The 18166-nt window shown below is 66.4% G+C and carries 14 protein-coding genes and 1 tRNA gene; 9 read left to right on the plus strand and 6 right to left on the minus strand.

Annotated features, from left to right (window positions below; all coding sequences use genetic code 11):
* A partial coding sequence (locus B447_RS01900; RefSeq protein ID WP_002936009.1) for an AAA family ATPase occupies nt 1–984 on the minus strand: 984 nt, incomplete at its 3' end.
* On the minus strand, nt 981–2126 hold the full coding sequence (locus tag B447_RS01905; protein WP_002936010.1) for an exonuclease SbcCD subunit D: 1146 nt from the start codon (nt 2124–2126) through the stop codon (nt 981–983). The genes B447_RS01900 and B447_RS01905, both read right to left, overlap by 4 nt.
* Before the next feature lie 174 nt (nt 2127–2300).
* Between B447_RS01905 and B447_RS01910 the strand changes: the two genes are divergently transcribed.
* Nucleotides 2301–3926 carry an ABC-F family ATPase gene (locus B447_RS01910; RefSeq protein ID WP_002936011.1) on the plus strand — a complete coding sequence of 542 codons (1626 nt, stop codon included), beginning with the start codon at nt 2301–2303 and terminating at the stop codon, nt 3924–3926.
* A 1-nt stretch (nt 3927) separates the two neighbouring features.
* Here the strand turns inward: B447_RS01910 and B447_RS01915 are convergent, their stop codons facing one another.
* Genes B447_RS01915 through B447_RS01925 form a run of 3 tightly spaced genes read right to left on the minus strand, consistent with a single transcriptional unit; the run spans nt 3928 to nt 8282 of the window.
* Complete coding sequence (locus B447_RS01915; protein ID WP_002936013.1) at nt 3928–4716, minus strand: 3'-5' exonuclease; 789 nt, start codon at nt 4714–4716, stop codon at nt 3928–3930.
* A gap of 10 nt (nt 4717–4726) precedes the next feature.
* Nucleotides 4727–6604, minus strand: a complete 1878-nt coding sequence (locus tag B447_RS01920; protein WP_002936015.1) for a DUF294 nucleotidyltransferase-like domain-containing protein — start codon at nt 6602–6604, stop codon at nt 4727–4729.
* A 46-nt stretch (nt 6605–6650) separates the two neighbouring features.
* Nucleotides 6651–8282 (minus strand): BCCT family transporter, encoded by a 1632-nt coding sequence (locus B447_RS01925; RefSeq protein WP_002926006.1) that lies wholly within the window; start codon nt 8280–8282, stop codon nt 6651–6653.
* Nucleotides 8283–8476: 194 nt separating this feature from the next.
* On the opposite strand from B447_RS01925, the gene B447_RS01930 reads away from it, so the two are divergent.
* The 8 genes from B447_RS01930 (at nt 8477) to B447_RS01965 (ending at nt 16490) form a co-directional block, all read left to right on the plus strand.
* Nucleotides 8477–8866 carry a PTS sugar transporter subunit IIA gene (locus B447_RS01930; protein WP_002926009.1) on the plus strand — a complete coding sequence of 130 codons (390 nt, stop codon included), beginning with the start codon at nt 8477–8479 and terminating at the stop codon, nt 8864–8866.
* A gap of 47 nt (nt 8867–8913) precedes the next feature.
* The gene (locus B447_RS01935) at nt 8914–9183 is read left to right on the plus strand and encodes an HPr family phosphocarrier protein (RefSeq protein WP_002926011.1); all 270 of its coding nucleotides are present in this window, start codon (nt 8914–8916) and stop codon (nt 9181–9183) included.
* Between the two features lies 1 nt (nt 9184).
* On the plus strand, nt 9185–10915 hold the full coding sequence (ptsP, locus tag B447_RS01940) for a phosphoenolpyruvate--protein phosphotransferase (RefSeq protein ID WP_002936018.1): 1731 nt from the start codon (nt 9185–9187) through the stop codon (nt 10913–10915).
* A 145-nt stretch (nt 10916–11060) separates the two neighbouring features.
* Nucleotides 11061–13256, plus strand: a complete 2196-nt coding sequence (locus B447_RS01945; RefSeq protein WP_002936019.1) for an autotransporter domain-containing protein — start codon at nt 11061–11063, stop codon at nt 13254–13256.
* 172 nt (nt 13257–13428) lie between these two features.
* Complete coding sequence (locus tag B447_RS01950) at nt 13429–14721, plus strand: phenylacetate--CoA ligase family protein (protein ID WP_002936022.1); 1293 nt, start codon at nt 13429–13431, stop codon at nt 14719–14721.
* Nucleotides 14718–15431 carry a hypothetical protein gene (locus B447_RS01955; RefSeq protein ID WP_232431447.1) on the plus strand — a complete coding sequence of 238 codons (714 nt, stop codon included), beginning with the start codon at nt 14718–14720 and terminating at the stop codon, nt 15429–15431. Before B447_RS01950 ends, B447_RS01955 begins: the two co-directional genes overlap by 4 nt.
* Before the next feature lie 17 nt (nt 15432–15448).
* A complete protein-coding gene (locus B447_RS01960; protein WP_002926024.1) occupies nt 15449–16273 on the plus strand; it encodes an LIC_10091 family protein in 825 nt (274 codons plus the stop codon).
* 142 nt (nt 16274–16415) lie between these two features.
* Nucleotides 16416–16490: transfer RNA gene (locus B447_RS01965), tRNA-Gly, on the plus strand.
* Between the two features lie 137 nt (nt 16491–16627).
* Here the strand turns inward: B447_RS01965 and B447_RS01970 are convergent.
* Nucleotides 16628–18079 (minus strand): amidase, encoded by a 1452-nt coding sequence (locus B447_RS01970; RefSeq protein WP_002926026.1) that lies wholly within the window; start codon nt 18077–18079, stop codon nt 16628–16630.
* Between the last annotated feature and the right edge of the window lie 87 nt (nt 18080–18166).

Below are 18166 nucleotides of genomic sequence, written 5' to 3' on the forward strand. Positions count from 1 at the left end.
ATCGGCACCGAACTGCACAACCTCGTCGGCACTGCGGCGGGCGGCGGCGAACGCACTGTCGGCCGGCACCACCAGCGCCGCTCTGCGCGCCTGCGCCAGGCGCTGGCGCTGGGTGTCGAGCTCGGCCAGGCCGGTCTCCAAGGCCCGCAAGGCGGTCTTCGCCGCATCCGCTTCGGCAAACTGCGCTTGGGCCGCCTGGCCTTGCTGCAGGGCGGTGCGCGCAGCGGTATCGTCGGCGCGCGCCTGCGTTTCGGCGCCGGTCAGTACCGCCAGTTCGGCCTGCAGTGCGTCGCGGCGGGCCAGCAGCGCCTCGGGTGCGTCAGCGCCAGCCTGATCGAGCAAGGTGCGGCGTTGCAGCGCGGCCTTCTCGCCACGCTCGCGCAGCGCGGCGGCGTCGGCCTTGAGGGCATCCTGCAGACGCTTGTAGGTGGCGGTGGCGAACAGGGTCTCGAGGATCTTCTCGCGCTCGGCCGAGCTCGCCGCGAGCAGCTTGCGGAACTGCCCCTGCGGCAGCACCACCACCTGGCGGAACTGTTCGGCCTTGAAGCCGAGCAGCTCTTCGACCAGCGCACCAACCTCGGTGGTCTTCTGCGCCAGCGGCGTCCAGGTCTCGCCGTCCGCCTCGAGGCGGTAAAGCTCGGCACGGGCGAGCACCTTGACCAGCTTGTCGCCACGCAGCGCCGCACGCTCCTGCTCGGGCACGCGGCGCACGCGGTAGTGGCGCTGGCCGAGGGCGAACTCGAACTCGACCTCGGTCTGCACGCTGGCGTCGGCATGGTGGCTGCGCATTTCACGCGCGCTGCGCTCGCCGCCCGAGGTGTCGCCGTAGAGGGCGTAGGTGATGCCGTCGAGGATGGACGTCTTGCCGGCGCCGGTGGGGCCGGCGATCAGGAACAGGCAGCCGGGCGGCAACAAGGTGAAGTCCACCGTTTCACGGCCGGCGAAGGGACCGAAGGCCTGCAGGTTGAGCTTGAGCGGTTTCATGCGCTGCGCGCCTCCAGCTCGATGCGGTCGACGATGCGTTCGAGCGCAGCCTGTGCGGCAGGCTCGAGCGCGAGTCCGGTGGTGTCACGATGGAAGCTGGCGAACAGGTCCTGGATGCGGGTGCGGCGGTGGTCGGCGTGGGCACGGCCGGGGCCGTCGCCGGTGAGCACGGGGCGCTCGATGGCGAGCGCGTTCGGGTAGGCCGTGCGCAGCTTGCCCATGGCGTCGAGGAGCGCACCGCTGTCGGTGAGGCGGGCGAGCAGGTAGTCGTCACGCGCCGGGTCGGAGGCAGCGGCGGCGACGATGGCTTCGAGCGTGCCTTCCACGATACGCAGGTCGCGGCGTGGCGTGAGCGCAATGCGCTCGACGCTGCACACGCCCGCGCCGTCGAGCTCGACCAGGGTCACGGACTTGCGCTGGTCCGCCTCGGAGAACGCGTACTTCAGCAGCGAGCCGGCGTACTGGATGCGCGCCTCGCCCACCTGCTGCGCACGGTGCAGGTGACCGAGCGCGACATAATCGAAGCCGGCGAACACCTCGGCACCGACCGCCCCCGTGCCCCCTACCGACAGCGGACGCTCGGACTCGCTCTCTGCGCCGCCCTGCACGAAGGCGTGGGCAACCACGACCACGCGCCGGCCCGGCGCCCGCGCGGCACGCACGGCCGCAGTCTGCGCGGCAAGCGCGGCGTGGTGGTCGGTGACCGTATCGTCGCCACTGACGCTGCGCACCAGCGCGGGCTCGGCATAGGGCAAGGCATGGATCTCGACCTCGCCGTGCGCATCATTCAGCACCAGCGGCGCCGCAGCCCACTCCACCGGGCCACGCACCAGGAGCCCTGCGCGCTGCAGCAGGCCGGAGCCGAAGGCGAGACGATCGGGGCCGTCGTGGTTGCCCGCAATCATCACCACCGGAATCCTCAACCCGAGCACGAGCTGCTCGAGGACGCGGTCGAGCAGGCGCAACGCCTCTGCGGGCGGCACCGAACGGTCGTAGATGTCACCGGCAAGCAGCACGGCGTCGGGCCGGGTATCGGCAGCGATACGCACGAACTGCTGCAGCGCATGGTCCTGGTCTTCGAGCAGGGAGACGCCGTGATAGACACGGCCAAGATGCCAGTCGGCGGAGTGAAGGAAGCGCATGAGCGGAAGCGGGCGTGGCCGTGGGCACGAGGTGGATTGATGACGCTGTCGAGCATAACCCCGAACCTTGCACGGTACGTACGACAGCCCTCGCACCACGCGCCATGGCGCCGCGTTTGATGGCGCCTGCGCTATAATCCAACGCTTTGTTTTATCTGAACTTCAGGACTCTCCGTGCTCGTCGCAGCCAACATCACCATGCAGTTCGGGGCCAAGCCCCTGTTCGAGAACGTCTCCGTCAAGTTCGGCGACGGCAACCGCTACGGCCTGATCGGGGCCAACGGGGCCGGCAAGTCGACCTTCATGAAGATCCTGTGCGGCGCCCTCGAAGCCAGCGCAGGCAACGTCTCCAAGGATGTCCATGAGCGCATGGCCTACCTGCGCCAGGACCAGTTCGCCTACGAGGACATGCGCGTACTCGACGTGGTGATGATGGGCCACGAGGAACTGTGGGCGGCGATCAAGGAGCGCGACGCGATCTACGCCAACCCGGACGCCACCGAAGACGACTACATGCACGCCGCCGAACTCGAGGGCAAGGTGGGCGAGTACGACGGCTACACCGCCGAGTCGCGCGCCGGGGAACTGCTGCTGGGCGTGGGCATCGGCACCGAACTGCACAACGGCCCGATGAGCGAGGTCGCCCCGGGCTGGAAGCTGCGCGTGCTGCTGTGCCAGGCGCTGTTTGCCAATCCCGACATCCTGCTGCTCGACGAGCCGACCAACAACCTCGACATCAACACCATCCGCTGGCTCGAGGACGTGCTCAACAATCGTGACTGCACGATGATCATCATCTCGCACGATCGCCACTTCCTGAACCAGGTGTGCACCCACATGGCCGACCTGGACTACGGCACGATCACGATCTATCCGGGCAACTACGACGACTACATGGAAGCGTCGACGATGGCGCGCGAGCGCCAATCTTCGGCCAACGCCCGCGCCAAGGACAAGATCCAGGAGCTGCAGGCCTTCGTGCGCCGCTTCTCGGCCAACAAGTCCAAGGCCAAGCAGGCCACCAGCCGCCTCAAGCTGATCGACAAGCTCAAGCCCGAGGACGTCAAGCCGTCCAGCCGTCAGTACCCGTGGATCCGCTTCGACTACGACGAAAAGGACAAGCTGCACCGCCTGGCCTGCGAGGTGGACAACATCTCCTTCGCCTACGAGGGCATGGACAAGCCGCTCATCAACCGCTTCTCGATCGCCATCGAGGCCGGCGAACGCGTCGCCATCATCGGCGAGAACGGCGTCGGCAAGACCACCCTGTTGAAGCTGCTGGTGGGCGAGCTTGCGCCGCAGAAGGGTGCCATCAAGTGGGCTGAGAAGGCCAAGCCCGGCTACTACGCCCAGGATCACTCGAGCGATTTCGCCGAGGACGTCAGCCTGACCGACTGGATCGCGCCCTACTCGCGCATCACCGCCGCCGCCACCGGCGAGGACAACGAGACCCTGCTGCGCGGCACGCTCGGCCGCCTGCTGTTCTCGGGCGACGAGGTGAAGAAGTCGGTCAAGGTGATCTCCGGTGGCGAGCAGGGCCGCATGCTGTTCGGCAAGCTGATGCTGTCGCGCCCCAACGTGCTGCTGATGGACGAGCCGACCAACCACCTCGACATGGAATCGATCGAGTCGCTCAACAGCGGCCTCGAGAAGTTCTCCGGCACGCTGATCTTCATCTCCCACGACCGCGAGTTCGTGTCATCGCTCGCCACCCGCATCATCGAGATCAAGCTGGACCGGCAGATCGTGGATTACCGCGGGACCTACGAGGAGTACCTGCAGAGCCAGGGCCTCGACTGATTCACTGCCACAGCGCGTGCAGCGGCGTATCCGGCGCGAACCGGTGCGCCACCTGCGCCTGCAGCAGCTCGGCGGTGGCGAGCGCGTCGGTCAGCGCGTGGTGGGCGCGGTAGCGCGGCAGGCGGTAGCGTTCGCGGCTGTCGGCGAGGCGGATCGACACCTGGTCGTGCTTGCGGCCAAACAGGCGGGCGCGGAGGTTTGCAAGCCAAGAGCCCGTCGCTGGCGCACGATGCAGGCGCGCCTCCAGCTCCATGGTGTCGATCACCGGAAACTCGATGCCTTCGCCGATGCGCGCCTTGAGCGCTGCGGCCAGGAAACTGCGCTCGATGTCGCCGCAATGCACCACCACGACGCGGCCGGCCAACGCCGGCAGCAGTTCGTCCACGATGGCGCCGAGATCGGGTGCGGAGGCGATCTGCGCGTGGGTGATGGCGTGGATCGTCACCGACTCGGGGTGCAGCTCGGCACGCGGGCGCACCACCCAGTAGCGCGAGGCGCTCGAGCGGATGCAGGTGAGATCCATCGGCACCACGCCGATGCTGACGATCTCGTCGCGAACCGGGTCGAGCCCGGTGGTCTCGACGTCGAGCGCGACCATCTGCACGTTCTTGAGCGGCGTTTCGCCCGCGACCGTGCCTGCCGCATAGAAGCGATGCAGGCGCGGATCGCGTGCGGCGGCGGCGAGTTCGGCGAAGCGCGCCGGCCAGTCCGGAACGGCGCGGGCGCGCGGCTCACCGCTGCGTGCAGGCGCGGCGGGCGCGTCCTTCCTGAGGTCGCCAAGGTGAAGCATGGCCGCGCCCTTAGTTCGCCCGCCCGGGCTGGTAGCGGTACTTGAGGAATTTCTGCGCGTTGCCGAGGATCAGGAAGGCATCGCGCAGACTCTTGCGTTCGAATTCGGACAGCTTCTCGGGGTCGATGCTGTTGTCCGGCTCTTCGCCTGCGGCGAGTGACTCGGCCTGGTGGCGGGCGCGCACCATGGCGATGAATTCCAGTGCGTCGTAGAGGTCCTGGCCGCGGCCAAGCGGCAGGATGGCGGCGTCGATGACGTCCTTCAGGCGCTCGAAGGAGTTGAGTGCCATCGAGCCGATCGCCAGCGCGTGGACGCGGGTCAGGTCCGCGAGCGGCGCGGTGCCGCGGCGCTTGATGTTGATGACGCGGCTGTGGCGGCCATCGGATTCGACCACGAAATCCTTGAAGAAACCCAGCGGTGGCGTGCGCTGCAGCGCGTTGCGTGCCATGCAGGCGAGGAAGCGCGAGTTGCCCTTGGCCTTGCGCGCGATCAGCTCGCGCAGCCGCGTTGCCCACTCCAACCGCCCCCAGACGCCGTCGAGGTCGAAGAAGATGCCGGCGTTGAGCAGCGACTCGGGCGTAGGACGCTCGATCCAGTCCGTGAAGGTACGCTCCCACACCTTGAGCGGCTGGCGCCAGCGTTCGTTGGTCGCCATCACGCCGCCACTGCAGTAGCTGTAGCCGCAGCGCGCCAGGCCGTCGCTGACGAATGCGGCAAGCGCCCTGAAGTAGGCGTCGTGCTGCACGGGGTCGAAGCGGTCGTCGAGCACCAGGGCGTTGTCCTGGTCGGTGACGATCATCTGCTCCTGGCGCGCCATCGAGCCGAGCGCGAGGAAGCAGTAGGGCACGGGCGGCGCGCCAAGCTCGGCCTCGGCCAGCTCGAGCAGGCGCTGCTTGAAGCTGCGCCCGATCGCGGCCATGGCGCTGCCGATCATGTTGGCGCTGGCGTCCTCGGCCACCATGCGTGCGAAGCAGGCGCGCACCTCGGGTACGAGGGCGGCGAGTTCATCCACCGAGTGCTGGCGGAAGATGCTGCCGACCAGGAACAGGCTGCTGCGCGACTCGTAGCGAATGATGTCCGACAGCGCGATCACACCCAGCGGACGCTGGTTCCTGAGCACCGGCAGGTGATGCACGTTATGGCGCAGCATCGCCAGCATGGCCTCGAACACGAGCTGGTTGTGGTTCACCGACACCACGCCGGCCGACATGATCTCGGTCACCGGGGTGTCGTAAGGTAGGCCGGGGGCGACCAGGCGTGTGCGCAGGTCGCGGTCGGTGACGATGCCGGCAAGCTGCGGCAGATCGGGCACCTCCGGGTTGTGTTCGAGAATGAGCAGCGAGGACACGCCCTCCTCGCTCATGCGCTGCGCCACCTCGCGCGCACTGGCGGTGCTGGACAAGGTTACCGCGCTACGTCCGACCAGGGTGTCGATCGTCGCCGACAGCAGGTCGTTGGACTCCTCGCGCTTGGAGACCACCTGGCGCAGCCGTGTGCGGTCCTCGACCTCCACCAGGTCGGCGAAGCGCTCGTGCTGGTCGAAAAGCTCGGCGAAGAGCTCGCGCGGAATCAGGTACAGCAGCGTGTCTTCCAGCGCAGTGACCGGAAAACGCACCCGCCCGTTGCGCAGCAGGCCGAACTCGCCGAAGTAGCCGCCGGCGGTGAGGCGGTTGTAGAGCGTGCCGTTGCGGCGGAAGACCTCCACCGCACCGCTGCGCACCACATGCCAGGACTCGGCCACCTGGCCGAACTCGACGATCGCCTCGCCCGCTTTGTAGTAGCGCACGTCGATCGCCGCCGCCACCCGCTGCAGTACCTCGTCGGGCAGTTCGTCGAAGGGCGGATGGGCGCGCAGGAAGTCGAGGATCTCGAGTTGTTCGATCTGCATGGCGGACAGCAGTGGCGAGGGCGAGAGAGAATCGTAGCGCAAGCCTTCAGCCCGTACGCGGCTCCGAGGCCAGGCCCTTGATCACCGCCACCGCCGACATCAGCAGCACGATGGTAAACGGCAGGCCGGTCGACACCGCCATCGCCTGCAAGGCCACCAGACCACCGCCAAGAATCAGCGCAACCGCCACCAGCCCTTCGAAGGTGCACCAGAACACGCGCTGCGGCATCGGCGCATCCACCTTGCCGCCTGCGGAGATGACGTCGATCACCAGCGACCCGGAGTCGGACGAGGTGACGAAGAACACGACCACGAGCACGATGGCGACGAACGAGGTGATCGAGGCCAGCGGCAGCGCGTCGAGCATGGTGAATAGCTGCAGGGGCAAGGCGGCGCCGGCGGCAGCCTCGTAGCCATCCCTGACGAGTTGGCTGATCGCGGTCTCGCCGAATACCGTCATCCACATCACGCAGGCCAGCGAGGGCACGATCAGCACCGAGACGATGAACTCGCGCACCGTGCGCCCACGCGACACGCGTGCAATGAACATGCCGACGAAGGGCGACCAGGAGATCCACCATGCCCAGTAGAAGGCGGTCCAGCCCTGCGAGAAGTTGGCATCGTCACGCCCGATCGGGTTGGCGAGCGCGGGCAGGTTCTGCAGGTAGGCGCCAAGATTGGAGAAGAAGCCGGTCAGGATCGCCAGCGTGGGCCCCACTGCTACCACGAACAGCAACAGCACGACCGCGAGCACCATGTTGATCTCGGACAGGCGCTTGACCCCCGCGTCCAACCCCGCCACCACCGACACCAGTGCAATGGCGGTGATCGCAATCACCAGCACGACCTGGGTGGTGTTGCCGAGCGGTACGTCGAACAGGTAGTTGAGCCCCGCCGAGGCCTGCGCGGCGCCGAAGCCGAGCGAGGTGGCCAGACCGAACAGTGTGGCAAATACGGCAAGGATGTCGATGACGTGCCCCGGCCAGCCCCATACACGCTCGCCGAGCAGCGGATAGAACACTGAGCGCACGGTCAGCGGCAGGCCCTTGTTGAACGAAAACAGGGCCAGGCCGAGCGCCAGGATGGCGTAGATCGCCCACGGGTGCAGCGCCCAGTGGTAGATGGTCGCTGCCATGGCGAGACGGGTCGCCGCCTCGGCATCGCCCGCTGCGGCCCCCAGAGGCGCCCAGTCGGTGCGCACGCCGTCCTCGACCACGGTGCCGCCAAAAGCGCTGCCGAAGTGGGACAAGGGCTCGGAGACGCCGAAGAACATCAGCCCGATCCCCATGCCGGCCGCGAACAGCATCGAGAACCAGCCGAGATAGGAGTAGTCGGGCTTCGCCTCGGTACCGCCCAGCCTGACCTTGCCGAGCGGCGACACCGCCAGGCCCAGGCAGACCAGCACGAAGACGTTGCCGGCGCTGATGAAGAACCAGTCGAGGTGTGTCGTCAGCCAGCCGCGCAGGCCACTGAAGAGGGGCTCGACATGGTTCTGGAAGGCCAGGGTGAGAATCACGAAGGCGACCACGGCGAGGCCGGAGATCGCGAATACGCGGTTGTGGATGTCGAGGCCAAGCGGCCCCACGTTAACGATGATGTTGTCCTGGCCAACCTTGTAGTCGGTGTCGATCGGATTGACCTGGCCATCGGGGGACATCGGGTCCCTGCGCTCTGTCATTCCAGCTCCTTGTCGTTATATGAAGGGAGGCCGCAGCACTTGCGGCACGAGCCGTAACGGGTCGAGCGAGACATTTTAACATTTGTCCAAATTAAATTTGCCTGGTTTTCAAAATACCCTTTGCCCGCCGCACACCGGCCAACGGACGCCCCCCGCACAGACTCGGCTAGAATCACGCCCAGCGGAGAACGGACATGATCGGCATCTTTCTGATAACGCATGGCACGCTGGGCGAATCGCTCATCCAGTGCTGCTGCCATGTGCTCAACAAACGGCCTGTGCAGATCGCGCAGCTTGGCGTATCGGCGCAGGACGACCCCCTGGACGTGCTGCCGCTGGCGCGCAACATGCTGGGCTGGGTCGATGGCGGCGAAGGCGTGCTCGTGCTCACCGACATCTACGGCGCCACGCCGAGCAACATCGCGGCCAAGCTGGTGATGCCGGGCCGCATCGAACTGGTCGCCGGCGTGAACCTGCCGATGCTGCTGCGCGTACTGACCTATCGCGAACGTGACATGCCGACCCTGGTCAAGCGTGCGGTATCGGGCGCCTGCGACGGCGTCCTGCACGTCGACGCCAACTGAACGCGAAGAATAACGAGGACACGGGAAAACCCGGGGGAGACGAGTCCATGCCAAGAGCGGACGCCGACATCATCAACAAGCTCGGCCTGCACGCACGTGCGTCGGCCAAGCTCACCCAGCTCGCCAGCAATTACCCGTGCGAGGTCTGGCTCGAGCGCAACGGCCGCCGCGTCAACGCCAAGAGCATCATGGGCGTGATGATGCTGGCCGCCGCCAAGGGCAGCACGATCACGATCGACACCGAAGGCGAGCAGGCCGACGACGCCCTGCGGGCGATCCGGGACCTGGTCGCGGACCGCTTCGGCGAAGGGGAGTGAGATGCCTTTCACTGTCCACGGCCTCCCGGTCTCGCAGGGCATCGCGATCGGCCATGTGCACCTGATCTCCCACGCCCTGCTCGAGGTCAACCACTACCACGTCGCGCCGCGCCACATCGAGGACGAGCTCGCGCGCCTGGACGAGGCCGTCGCCACCGTGCAGGGCGAACTCGTCGGCCTCAAGGCGGTCACCACCTCGGGCCAGGCCCACAGCGAAGTCGGCGCATTCGTCGACCTGCAGCTGATGATGCTGGCCGATCCGATGCTGGTCGACGCCGCCCGCCAACTCGTCGAATCGCGCCGCTGCAACGCAGAGTGGGCGCTGGTGCAGCAGATGGAGCACCTGGTCGAGCAGTTCCGTCAGATCGAGGACCCCTATCTGCGCGAGCGCCAGGCCGACGTCGTGCAGGTGATCGAACGCCTGGTCAAGGTCCTGCTCGGCCATCCCGGCCACCTGCCGCCCAAGCGGCGCGACGGTCTGGGCACCATCGTCGTCGCCCACGACCTGTCACCGGCCGACACCATCGGTTTTCGCGACCACAACATCGCCGGCTTCGTCACCGACGTCGGCGGGCCGACCAGCCACACCGCGATCGTTGCCCGCAGCCTCAAGATCCCCGCCGTGGTCGGCCTGCACCATGTGCGCGACCTGCTCGAGGACGATGAGCTCGTCATCGTCGACGGCACGCGCGGCGTCATCATCGTCGCCCCCGGCGACGAGATCATCGAGGAGTACCGCCTGCGCCGCAGCGAGCTGGAGATCGAACGCTCCAAGCTCAACCGCTTGCGCGACACGCGCGCCACCACGCTGGACGGCGAAAGCATCAACCTGATGGCCAACATCGAGGGCCCCAAGGACCTGCCCGCGGTCAAGTCCGCCAACGCCGACGGCATCGGCCTGTACCGGACCGAGTTCCTCTTCATCGGCCGCGACAACCTGCCCGACGAGGACGAGCAGTACGAGGCCTACCGCGCCGTCGTCAAGGCGATGCCGAGCAAGCCGGTCACCATCCGCACCTTCGACGTCGGCAACGACAAGGCACTCAACGGCGTGCACTCGCGCATGGAGCCCAACCCCGCGCTCGGCCTGCGCGCGGTGCGCTACTCGCTGTCCGAACCCAAGATGTTCCTCACCCAGCTGCGCGCACTGCTGCGCGCGTCGGCGCACGGCAAACTGCAGATCATGGTGCCGATGCTCGCCCACGCCCAGGAGATCGACCAATGCCTTGCCCTGATCGAAAAGGCCAAGGCTGAGCTGCGCGCCGAGAAGCTCAAGTTCGACGAAGGCGTGCAGATCGGCGGCATGATCGAAGTCCCCGCGGCCGCGTTGTCGCTCGGCATGTTCATCCGCCGCCTCGCCTTCCTGTCGATCGGCACCAACGACCTCATCCAGTACACGCTGGCGATCGACCGTTCGGACGAGGCGGTGGTACACCTCTACGACCCGCTCCACCCCGCGGTGCTCAAGCTCATCGCCGGTACCATCGCCACCGGCGCCCGCTACGGCCTGCCCGTGTCGGTGTGCGGCGAGATGGCAGGCGACCTCGCCTACACCGAGCTGCTGCTCGGCATGGGCCTGCGCAACTTCTCTATGCATCCGGGCAACATCCTCGAGATCAAGCAACAGATCCTGCGCGCCGACCTCGGCGAACTCGCACCCAAGGTGCAGCGCATCCTCAAGATGGACGAACCTGCGCGCATCCGCGAGGCGGTCGAACGACTGGTGGCCTGACGCTCACACAGAAAACGCCGTCTGCCGGTATCGGGCGAAGCGGATGTTGCGTAAGCCCAACTTGGGCGAAAAGACCCTGAGCGCTCCGTGGCCTTGGTGCTAATCTTGAGCGCAGGATGCACTCGCACGCTCAGGCGACAAGAACATGAAAACCAGCAGCAAAAAAACCCGCTCGATGCTTCGCCCCAGCGTGCTGGCCTTGGCCATTGCGACGGGGTTCCCCCTGATTGCTTCGGCCCAATCCAGCCTTCCCGCGGAATTCACCGTTCTCGGCTCGCTGGGAGGCGACTACAACCGCCTCGGTGGCTATTACAACAACCGTGTGGTTTCCGCGGATGGCACGGTCGTCATCGGTTACGGGGAGACGACGGATGGCTACTACAACGCCTTCCGGTGGACCGCTGCCGACGGCATCGCCAGCCTGGGGACCCTGGGCGGCAACTACAGCTACGCCCACAGCATGTCCGCCGATGGCGGCGTGGTGGTCGGGCAGAGCTACCTCACCGACTGGAGCAACTCCCGCGCCTTCCGCTGGACCGAGGCCACCGGCATGATCGATCTCGGCACCCTGGGCGGCAACTACAGCTATGCCTACGGTGTCTCCGCGGACGGTAGCGTGGTTGTCGGACAGGCTCGCACGGCGATGAACCAGGACCGCGCCTTCCGCTGGACCGAGGCCACCGGCATGGTCGACCTGGGCACCCTGGGCGGCAGCTACAGCTACGCGACCGGTGTGTCCAACGATGGCAATGCCGTAGCCGGATATGCATACACTGCAGCAAGCCATGGCCATGCATTCCGCTGGACGGAAGCGGGAGGGATGGCCGACCTGGGCACCTTGGGCGGCAACTATAGTTACGCATACGGCATTTCCGGTGACGGCAGCGCGGTGGTCGGCCACGCGGACACAGAGAGCGGACACACGCACGCCTTCCGCTGGACCGAGGCCTCCGGCATGACCAACCTGGGCACACTGGGTGGCAACTGGAGCTACGCCTACCGGGTCAACATCGACGGCAGCGTCGTGATCGGATACGCGCGCACCGAAGAGGACCAATACCATGCCTTCCGCTGGACCGAGGCGGGCGGCATGGCCGACCTCGGCACCCTGGGCGGCAACTATAGCTGGGCGAGCGGGCTCTCGGACGACGGCAGCGTCGTGGTCGGGGTCACGTACGACGCAGACTCGATCTACCAGCCCTTCCGCTGGACGGCCGCGACGGGCATGCAGTCGGTGTCGGACTGGCTGGCGGGCGCGGGCGTGACCACGCCCGAAGGCTGGCGGCTGGCAGACGGTGGCGAGGTCGGCGTGAATAGCCTCGGCAACGTCGTAGTCGGCACCGGCCGGGATGCAGAGGGGCGCAATCAGGTGTGGCTCGCACGTGTGGGTCACGGCAGCGGCATCATCAGCGTGCAGGACTGGCTGCGCAGCGTCTCCGGCGCCGGCCAGGCCTTCCATTCCGGCTTGCAACTGACCAACCTGCCGCTCAATGGCGCCCACCATCGCCCGCTGATGAGCTATCCACAGCTCGGCAGCACGAACTGTTTCTGGGCGACCGGCGATCTCGCCCGACACGAGAACAAGGATGCCCGCGTCGGCACGGGAGAGGTGGGTGTGTGCACCGACTTCGCTGGCGGCGCCGTGCGCGCCGGGGTCGGCGTCGGCATCGGACGCCAGACTCAGGATCTCGCCTTTGGCGGCCGCAGCAAGGTCGACGGCCAGTTCCTGGTGGGCGAGGTGAACTGGCGCCCTGAAGGCTCCCCCATCGTCGGCTCCGTCACCGCAGTGCTCGGTGATTGGGATGCCGATATCCGGCGCGGCTACATGAACGGCACGACGCAGGAACGTTCGAGCGGCAGCCCGGACGTCGACGCACTCGCACTGCGCTTGCGTGCGGACTGGTTCGACGCCGCACGGCTGGGCTCGGCGACACTGACGCCCTGGGCCTCCTACACCTGGAGCCGGGTCAAGGTCGACGGCTACACTGAGAGCGGCGGCGCTTTCCCCGCTACCTTTGACGGCCAGAAACATAACGCCGACGAGCTCCGCCTCGGCGTCGCCGCCGACTGGAGCTTGACGCCGGCGACCGGGGTCCGCGGCACGATCGAGACCGTTCATCGCCTCGACGACCGTGGCCCGGCGCTATCTGGCAGCGAGGCGAGCGGTCTGCTCAGCTTCAACGAGCCAGGCGCCCGCATCCGCAAGAACTGGCAGCGTGTCGGCGTCGATGTGGATCACCGCATCAAGCCGAACATGGTTGTGACCGTGTCGGCGCATGCCGCCACCTCCGGCGAGGACCCGAGCTACTCCGCCGCGGTTTCGCTGCGCCTCGGCTTCTGACGGCTGCAGCCTTCGTCGTACCGCCACCGTGCCGGGTCCCGCCCTGGCGCGGTGGTTTTTGACCTTTCTCATCCACTTCATCCGGAACCGCAGCAAGCGTCCCCCAAGCATGGACTTCGTAAGCACGATGCCTGGCCTGCACTGGCCAGCGTTGCCGGGACCAAGGGCGATCATGCGCCTCGGGTTGCTGCATCAGTTCGCAGCCACGCAATGGTGGCCTGCCGAGCGGCTGGCAAGCATGCAGTTGCGCCAGCTTGCCGAGCTCGTCGCCCACGCCCGCAAGCACAGCCCCTACTACGCCCGCACGCTCGCACACCTCCCCGCGCAACTGGACGAAAGCGCATGGCGGTCGATCCCGGTCCTCAAGCGCGACACCGTGCAGGAAGAGAAAGCGGCGCTGCGTAGTACGCATTGCCCGCAAGCGCATGGTGGTCGCGAAACCATTTTCTCTTCTGGCTCGACAGGCAAGCCGATCGCCGTCGAGCAAACCACGCTCACCCAGTTGTTCTGGGAGGCATTCACGCTTCGTGACCACGAATGGCATGCGCGTGACGTGGCGGGCAAGCTGTGTTCAATCCGCTTTTTCCCCGATGGCAGTGCCGCGCCCCCCCAGGGTGGGCGTGGCCCGAACTGGGGCAGCGCCACGGCCGACCTCGTCCGCACCGGCCCCGTTGCCATGCTGGACGTACGCTCGAGCGTCGACCAGCAGATCGCTTGGCTGGAGCGCGAACAACCCGAATACCTGCTGACCCACCCCACGATTCTCGACACCCTTCTGCGCACCCTTGAAGACGGCAGGCCGTTGCGGCTGGAGCGCCTGCGCGAGGTCCGCACGGTAAGCGAAGCGCTGCCCGAAGGCTTGCGCGAGCGCTGCCGGCAATTGCTCGGTGTTTCCCTGACCGACATCTACAGCACGCGCGAGACGGGCTACCTCGCGCTGCAATGCCCCGAGCACGATCACTACCACCTACAGGCCGAGAACGCCCGCATCGAGATCCTCGACGCCGGCGGCCAGCCCTGCGGCCCCGGTGACATCGGACGAGTGGTGGTCACACCGCTGCACAATTTTGCCTTCCCGCTGCTACGCTACGAAGTTGGCGACTATGCCGAAGTCGGCGAACCTTGCCCCTGCGGTCGCGGCCTGCCGGTCATCAGGCGCATCCTTGGCCGCCAACGCAACATGCTGCGCCTGCCGGACGGTCGATGCCACTGGCCGATCCTGAACTACAAGGCCATGAACACCATCGTGCCATTGCGACAGCTGCGCATGATCCAGGTCGAGCTCGAGCGTATCGAGGTCGACATCGTGGCCACGCACCGACCTGATGAAGCCACGGAGCTGCGCCTCGGCGAGGAGATACAGCGCAACCTGGGCTACCCCTTCAAGCTCGAGTTTCACTATGTCGACGCCATTCCACGCTCCGCAGGCGGCAAGTTCGAGGACTTCATGTCGCGGGTCGCATGAGTCCGCACAGTGATGAGCACATGATGACGGCGTCGATTTCACCTACCGCAAGCCTGCTGCCCAGCAACGCGGCATTGCTCGCATTCTGGGAAACACTGCTGGCGGGCTCGCTCGCCACCCACGAGTTCGAGGACATGGTCGGCAGGCATTGGCAGGAACGACGTTTCCTGCGCCGCTGCCCGGCTGCTGTCGATCAAGTCGAGGAGATCATGCGCGCACGCCACGACCTCGAGTCCGCGGGCTATGGTCATGACATCGGCGACATGCGTTTCGAGAGCCTGCTGCTGACCCGGTCGATCGGCGGACCGTCGGCAATCCACGTGCGCGCCCCGGCCGAGCGCCACCCCGATGGCCCATTGAGGACACGCAACCGCGAACCCCATGTACACGACTCGGGGCGTATTGCGCTGATCACCGCGGACAGCGCCACGTTCTTCATCGAACATCCGGGCCGGCGAGGCGAAGCAGTACTCAGGGTGGCGGTGGCGCGCGGCGACATGCTGTTCTGGCCCGCCGGCCTCGCCCACACCTTCGATGCTGGCAAGGGATTCAGCCTGGTCTCGGCCATGGCACGCCACGTCCCGCCTGCATCCACCGAGTTCGCCTTGCCGGCGTCGGCGCTGGGACTCGATCTCGACGCCTGCGAGGCGTTCGACTACGGCGACATCGAAGCGCAGATTTCACCTCTGCCCCCCGCTCGACACGGATGACAGCGGCTTCGACCGCCATGCGCACGGAGCTGCCCTGGCTGCTCGGCGGACGCCCGCTGCGACCCGACCGCGGCGGCTACACCGTGACGATGCGGGAGGACGAAGGCACCGCCCGCGCTCTCGCTGCGCTGCGCGCGAGCCGGCGCGCGGCGCCCTGCATCCATGTCGGCTGGGGCAGCTTTCGCAATCTCGACATCGCCGCGGCCAGAAGCTCCGCCAGCGTGTATCTGTGCGACATCAATCTGCACCAGTTCCGCGTCTGGCGAGCAGTACGCCAGGCATTGCGCAGGGCCGACTCACCCGCAGCCTTCGTGGATGCAGTCACCCCGAAACTGCCCCAGCGCCCTCGCCTGCGGATGTTCTCCACCGACGTACGGGACTGGATTGGCCGTGAGCTGTCCCGCCCCGACAGCTGGCTCAACGAACGTTCGACAGAGCGCTACCGGCACATACGCGAGCTGTTCGAAACCGGCGCCGTCAGAGTGCTGCAACTGGATCTTGCAACCTCGCCCGACGCCCCGCTACGGCCCTTCGGACGCCTTGCCGCACGACTCTCGGAGCGGGCAAGCAACGACGGTTTCGCTGTGGACACGGTATACGTGTCGAACATCCCGTTCATGCTGCAACAAGCGGTAGGCTTCTTCGGGGAAGACCAATCATCGGACGGACGGAGCGTATCCGCCGCGTTGCACGCAGTCCGCCACAACCTTGGATTGCTCGCCTCGCCCGCCGCCCTGTTGATCACGGCTGAGCACCTGGCAACGACGAGCACGAACGACAATCTGCAATGGCGCACCGAGGTACTGCAGCTCGATGCGTATCTGCAAGCAGGACTGCCTTGAGGCGGCGCCACGACGCATAACCGCAGTCACTCCGTCATCGCTGACACCACCTGCCGGGCTCACCTGGACACATTGCGTCGGACGGCCTGCGCCCAGTAGAATGGCGACCTTGTTCGCTTCGGCCAGGGGCCGGATGCGCATGGCGGGTGTCGTATAATGGCTATTACCTCAGCTTCCCAAGCTGATGACGAGGGTTCGATTCCCTTCACCCGCTCCACCTGAATTCAAGCACTTGCGCCAATCCTCCGGGGTTGGCGTTTTGCTTTCATGGCTCATGTAGCCGAGACGAATGCCATTCGGATGTACTGAAGAAGGAATTGTTCTCGGGCCGGCAGTCCCTCTTACCAGTCGCCGTCAGCTGGCTGCAGCCGGCGGCGTCGCGTAGCCATCGACGATGCGATCGATTTGTGCACAGGCCTCGATCAGCGCTTCATCCCCCCAGCGCCGCCCGACACACTGCAGACCGACTGGCAGGCCATCGACCGGGCCAGCCGGCAGCGAAACCACGGGGTGACCGGTCAGTGAAAACAGCCCCACCATACTGACGGTGGCCTCCAGAAAAGGGAGGGCCCGGTCACCGACCACCAGTGTCGGCGGCTTGCCCAGCGGCTTGAGCGCGAACGCCGGATAAGCGGTCCGCGGTGCCGTGGGGCAAATCAGCACATCGTGGTCATCGAGGAAGTTCTCCATGGCACTGATCAGCTGATCCCGGATGTTGAGCGCGGCGTTGTAGCGACGCCAGTCAAACCGCAAACCTTGCGTGAAGGCTCGGGTGAGAGGCTGGCGCTTGGGAATCAGGCGACCGGCCATCGCGATCAGATGACGCTCCCAGGGCTTGAAGGCCAGACCGATCTCGGCGCCGGCGAGCACACCATAAGCGTATAGGGCACGCTCAGGATCGAAGGCGTCGGGAAAACACCGTACAACCTCTACGCCCGCATCGGTGAGCCGCCCGATGGTCCGATCCAGGCCGGCACGTGTACGATCGCACAGGGGCAGGCCGGCGAAGTCATCCCACCAAGCGACGCGCAGCCGGTCAGTGCGGGCACGGCCGGCCACTCCGGCGACCGGCGGCACCTCGGTATCGATACGGTCCGGCCCCGCCATGACCGACAAACCAAGCGCCAGATCCTCGATCGACCGGGTCAGTACGCCGAAACTGAGCATGTGTCGGACACTGCGCGGCTGCCCGGGCAGATGCGGAATGTGACCGGTTCTCGGAATACGGTTCTCCGTGGCCTTGAGTCCATAGACGCCACAGTAGGCCGCCGGGATGCGGATGGAGCCGCCCAGGTCGCTGCCCGGGTCCATGTACGAGAACCCCATGGCCACCGCGGCGGCGGCACCGCCGGAACTGCCGCCCGGGGTGACATCGTGACGCCATGGGTTGCGTGTCGCCCCGAATACCGGACTGATGCATTGAGGGTCGCCAGCCAGTCGGGACAGGTTCGTCTTTCCCAGGATGATTGCACCCGCCTGGCGCAAACGCGCAACCACGGTCGCATCGGTGTCAGGCACGTAGTCAGCCAGCGGCGGGTGGCTAGCGGTCGTGCGCATGCCAGCCGTGGCAAACGCATCCTTGACAGTGATGGGCACGCCCCGCAACGGCAGCTTCGCAGGGTCATGGACAGACTCACGGTCACAGGCCTCGGCCTGCCGGCGCGCAGACGCCGCATCCAGGGTCACCACGGCGTTGATGATGCCGTTGGAGAGATCGATACGCGTCAGACACCCGTCCACCGTGGCCGCCGCGCTCGTCGTGCCGATCGACATGGCTTGATGCAGCCGGGCAACCGAATTGCTCAAGATGATGCTCCTCTGGCCGGAAGCAAACCAATCATGACATTTGCTTTTCGATGTACATCAAAATTGATATTCTCAACGGATATCGTT

It is taken from the genome of Thauera sp. 27, from assembly GCF_000310125.2.
In the GTDB taxonomy this organism is placed as follows: domain Bacteria; phylum Pseudomonadota; class Gammaproteobacteria; order Burkholderiales; family Rhodocyclaceae; genus Thauera; species Thauera mechernichensis.

What these genes read in the sequence shown, in the direction of transcription:
- B447_RS01905 (WP_002936010.1), bottom strand. Translation starts at nt 2,126, where the DNA reads ATGCGCTTCCTTCACTCCGCCGACTGGCATCTTGGCCGTGTCTATCAC.
- B447_RS01915 (WP_002936013.1), bottom strand. Translation starts at nt 4,716, where the DNA reads ATGCTTCACCTTGGCGACCTCAGGAAGGACGCGCCCGCCGCGCCTGCA.
- B447_RS01920 (WP_002936015.1), bottom strand. Translation starts at nt 6,604, where the DNA reads ATGCAGATCGAACAACTCGAGATCCTCGACTTCCTGCGCGCCCATCCG.
- B447_RS01925 (WP_002926006.1), bottom strand. Translation starts at nt 8,282, where the DNA reads ATGACAGAGCGCAGGGACCCGATGTCCCCCGATGGCCAGGTCAATCCG.
- B447_RS01930 (WP_002926009.1), top strand. Translation starts at nt 8,477, where the DNA reads ATGATCGGCATCTTTCTGATAACGCATGGCACGCTGGGCGAATCGCTC.
- B447_RS01935 (WP_002926011.1), top strand. Translation starts at nt 8,914, where the DNA reads ATGCCAAGAGCGGACGCCGACATCATCAACAAGCTCGGCCTGCACGCA.
- ptsP (WP_002936018.1), top strand. Translation starts at nt 9,185, where the DNA reads ATGCCTTTCACTGTCCACGGCCTCCCGGTCTCGCAGGGCATCGCGATC.
- B447_RS01945 (WP_002936019.1), top strand. Translation starts at nt 11,061, where the DNA reads ATGAAAACCAGCAGCAAAAAAACCCGCTCGATGCTTCGCCCCAGCGTG.
- B447_RS01950 (WP_002936022.1), top strand. Translation starts at nt 13,429, where the DNA reads ATGCGCCTCGGGTTGCTGCATCAGTTCGCAGCCACGCAATGGTGGCCT.
- B447_RS01955 (WP_232431447.1), top strand. Translation starts at nt 14,718, where the DNA reads ATGAGTCCGCACAGTGATGAGCACATGATGACGGCGTCGATTTCACCT.
- B447_RS01960 (WP_002926024.1), top strand. Translation starts at nt 15,449, where the DNA reads ATGCGCACGGAGCTGCCCTGGCTGCTCGGCGGACGCCCGCTGCGACCC.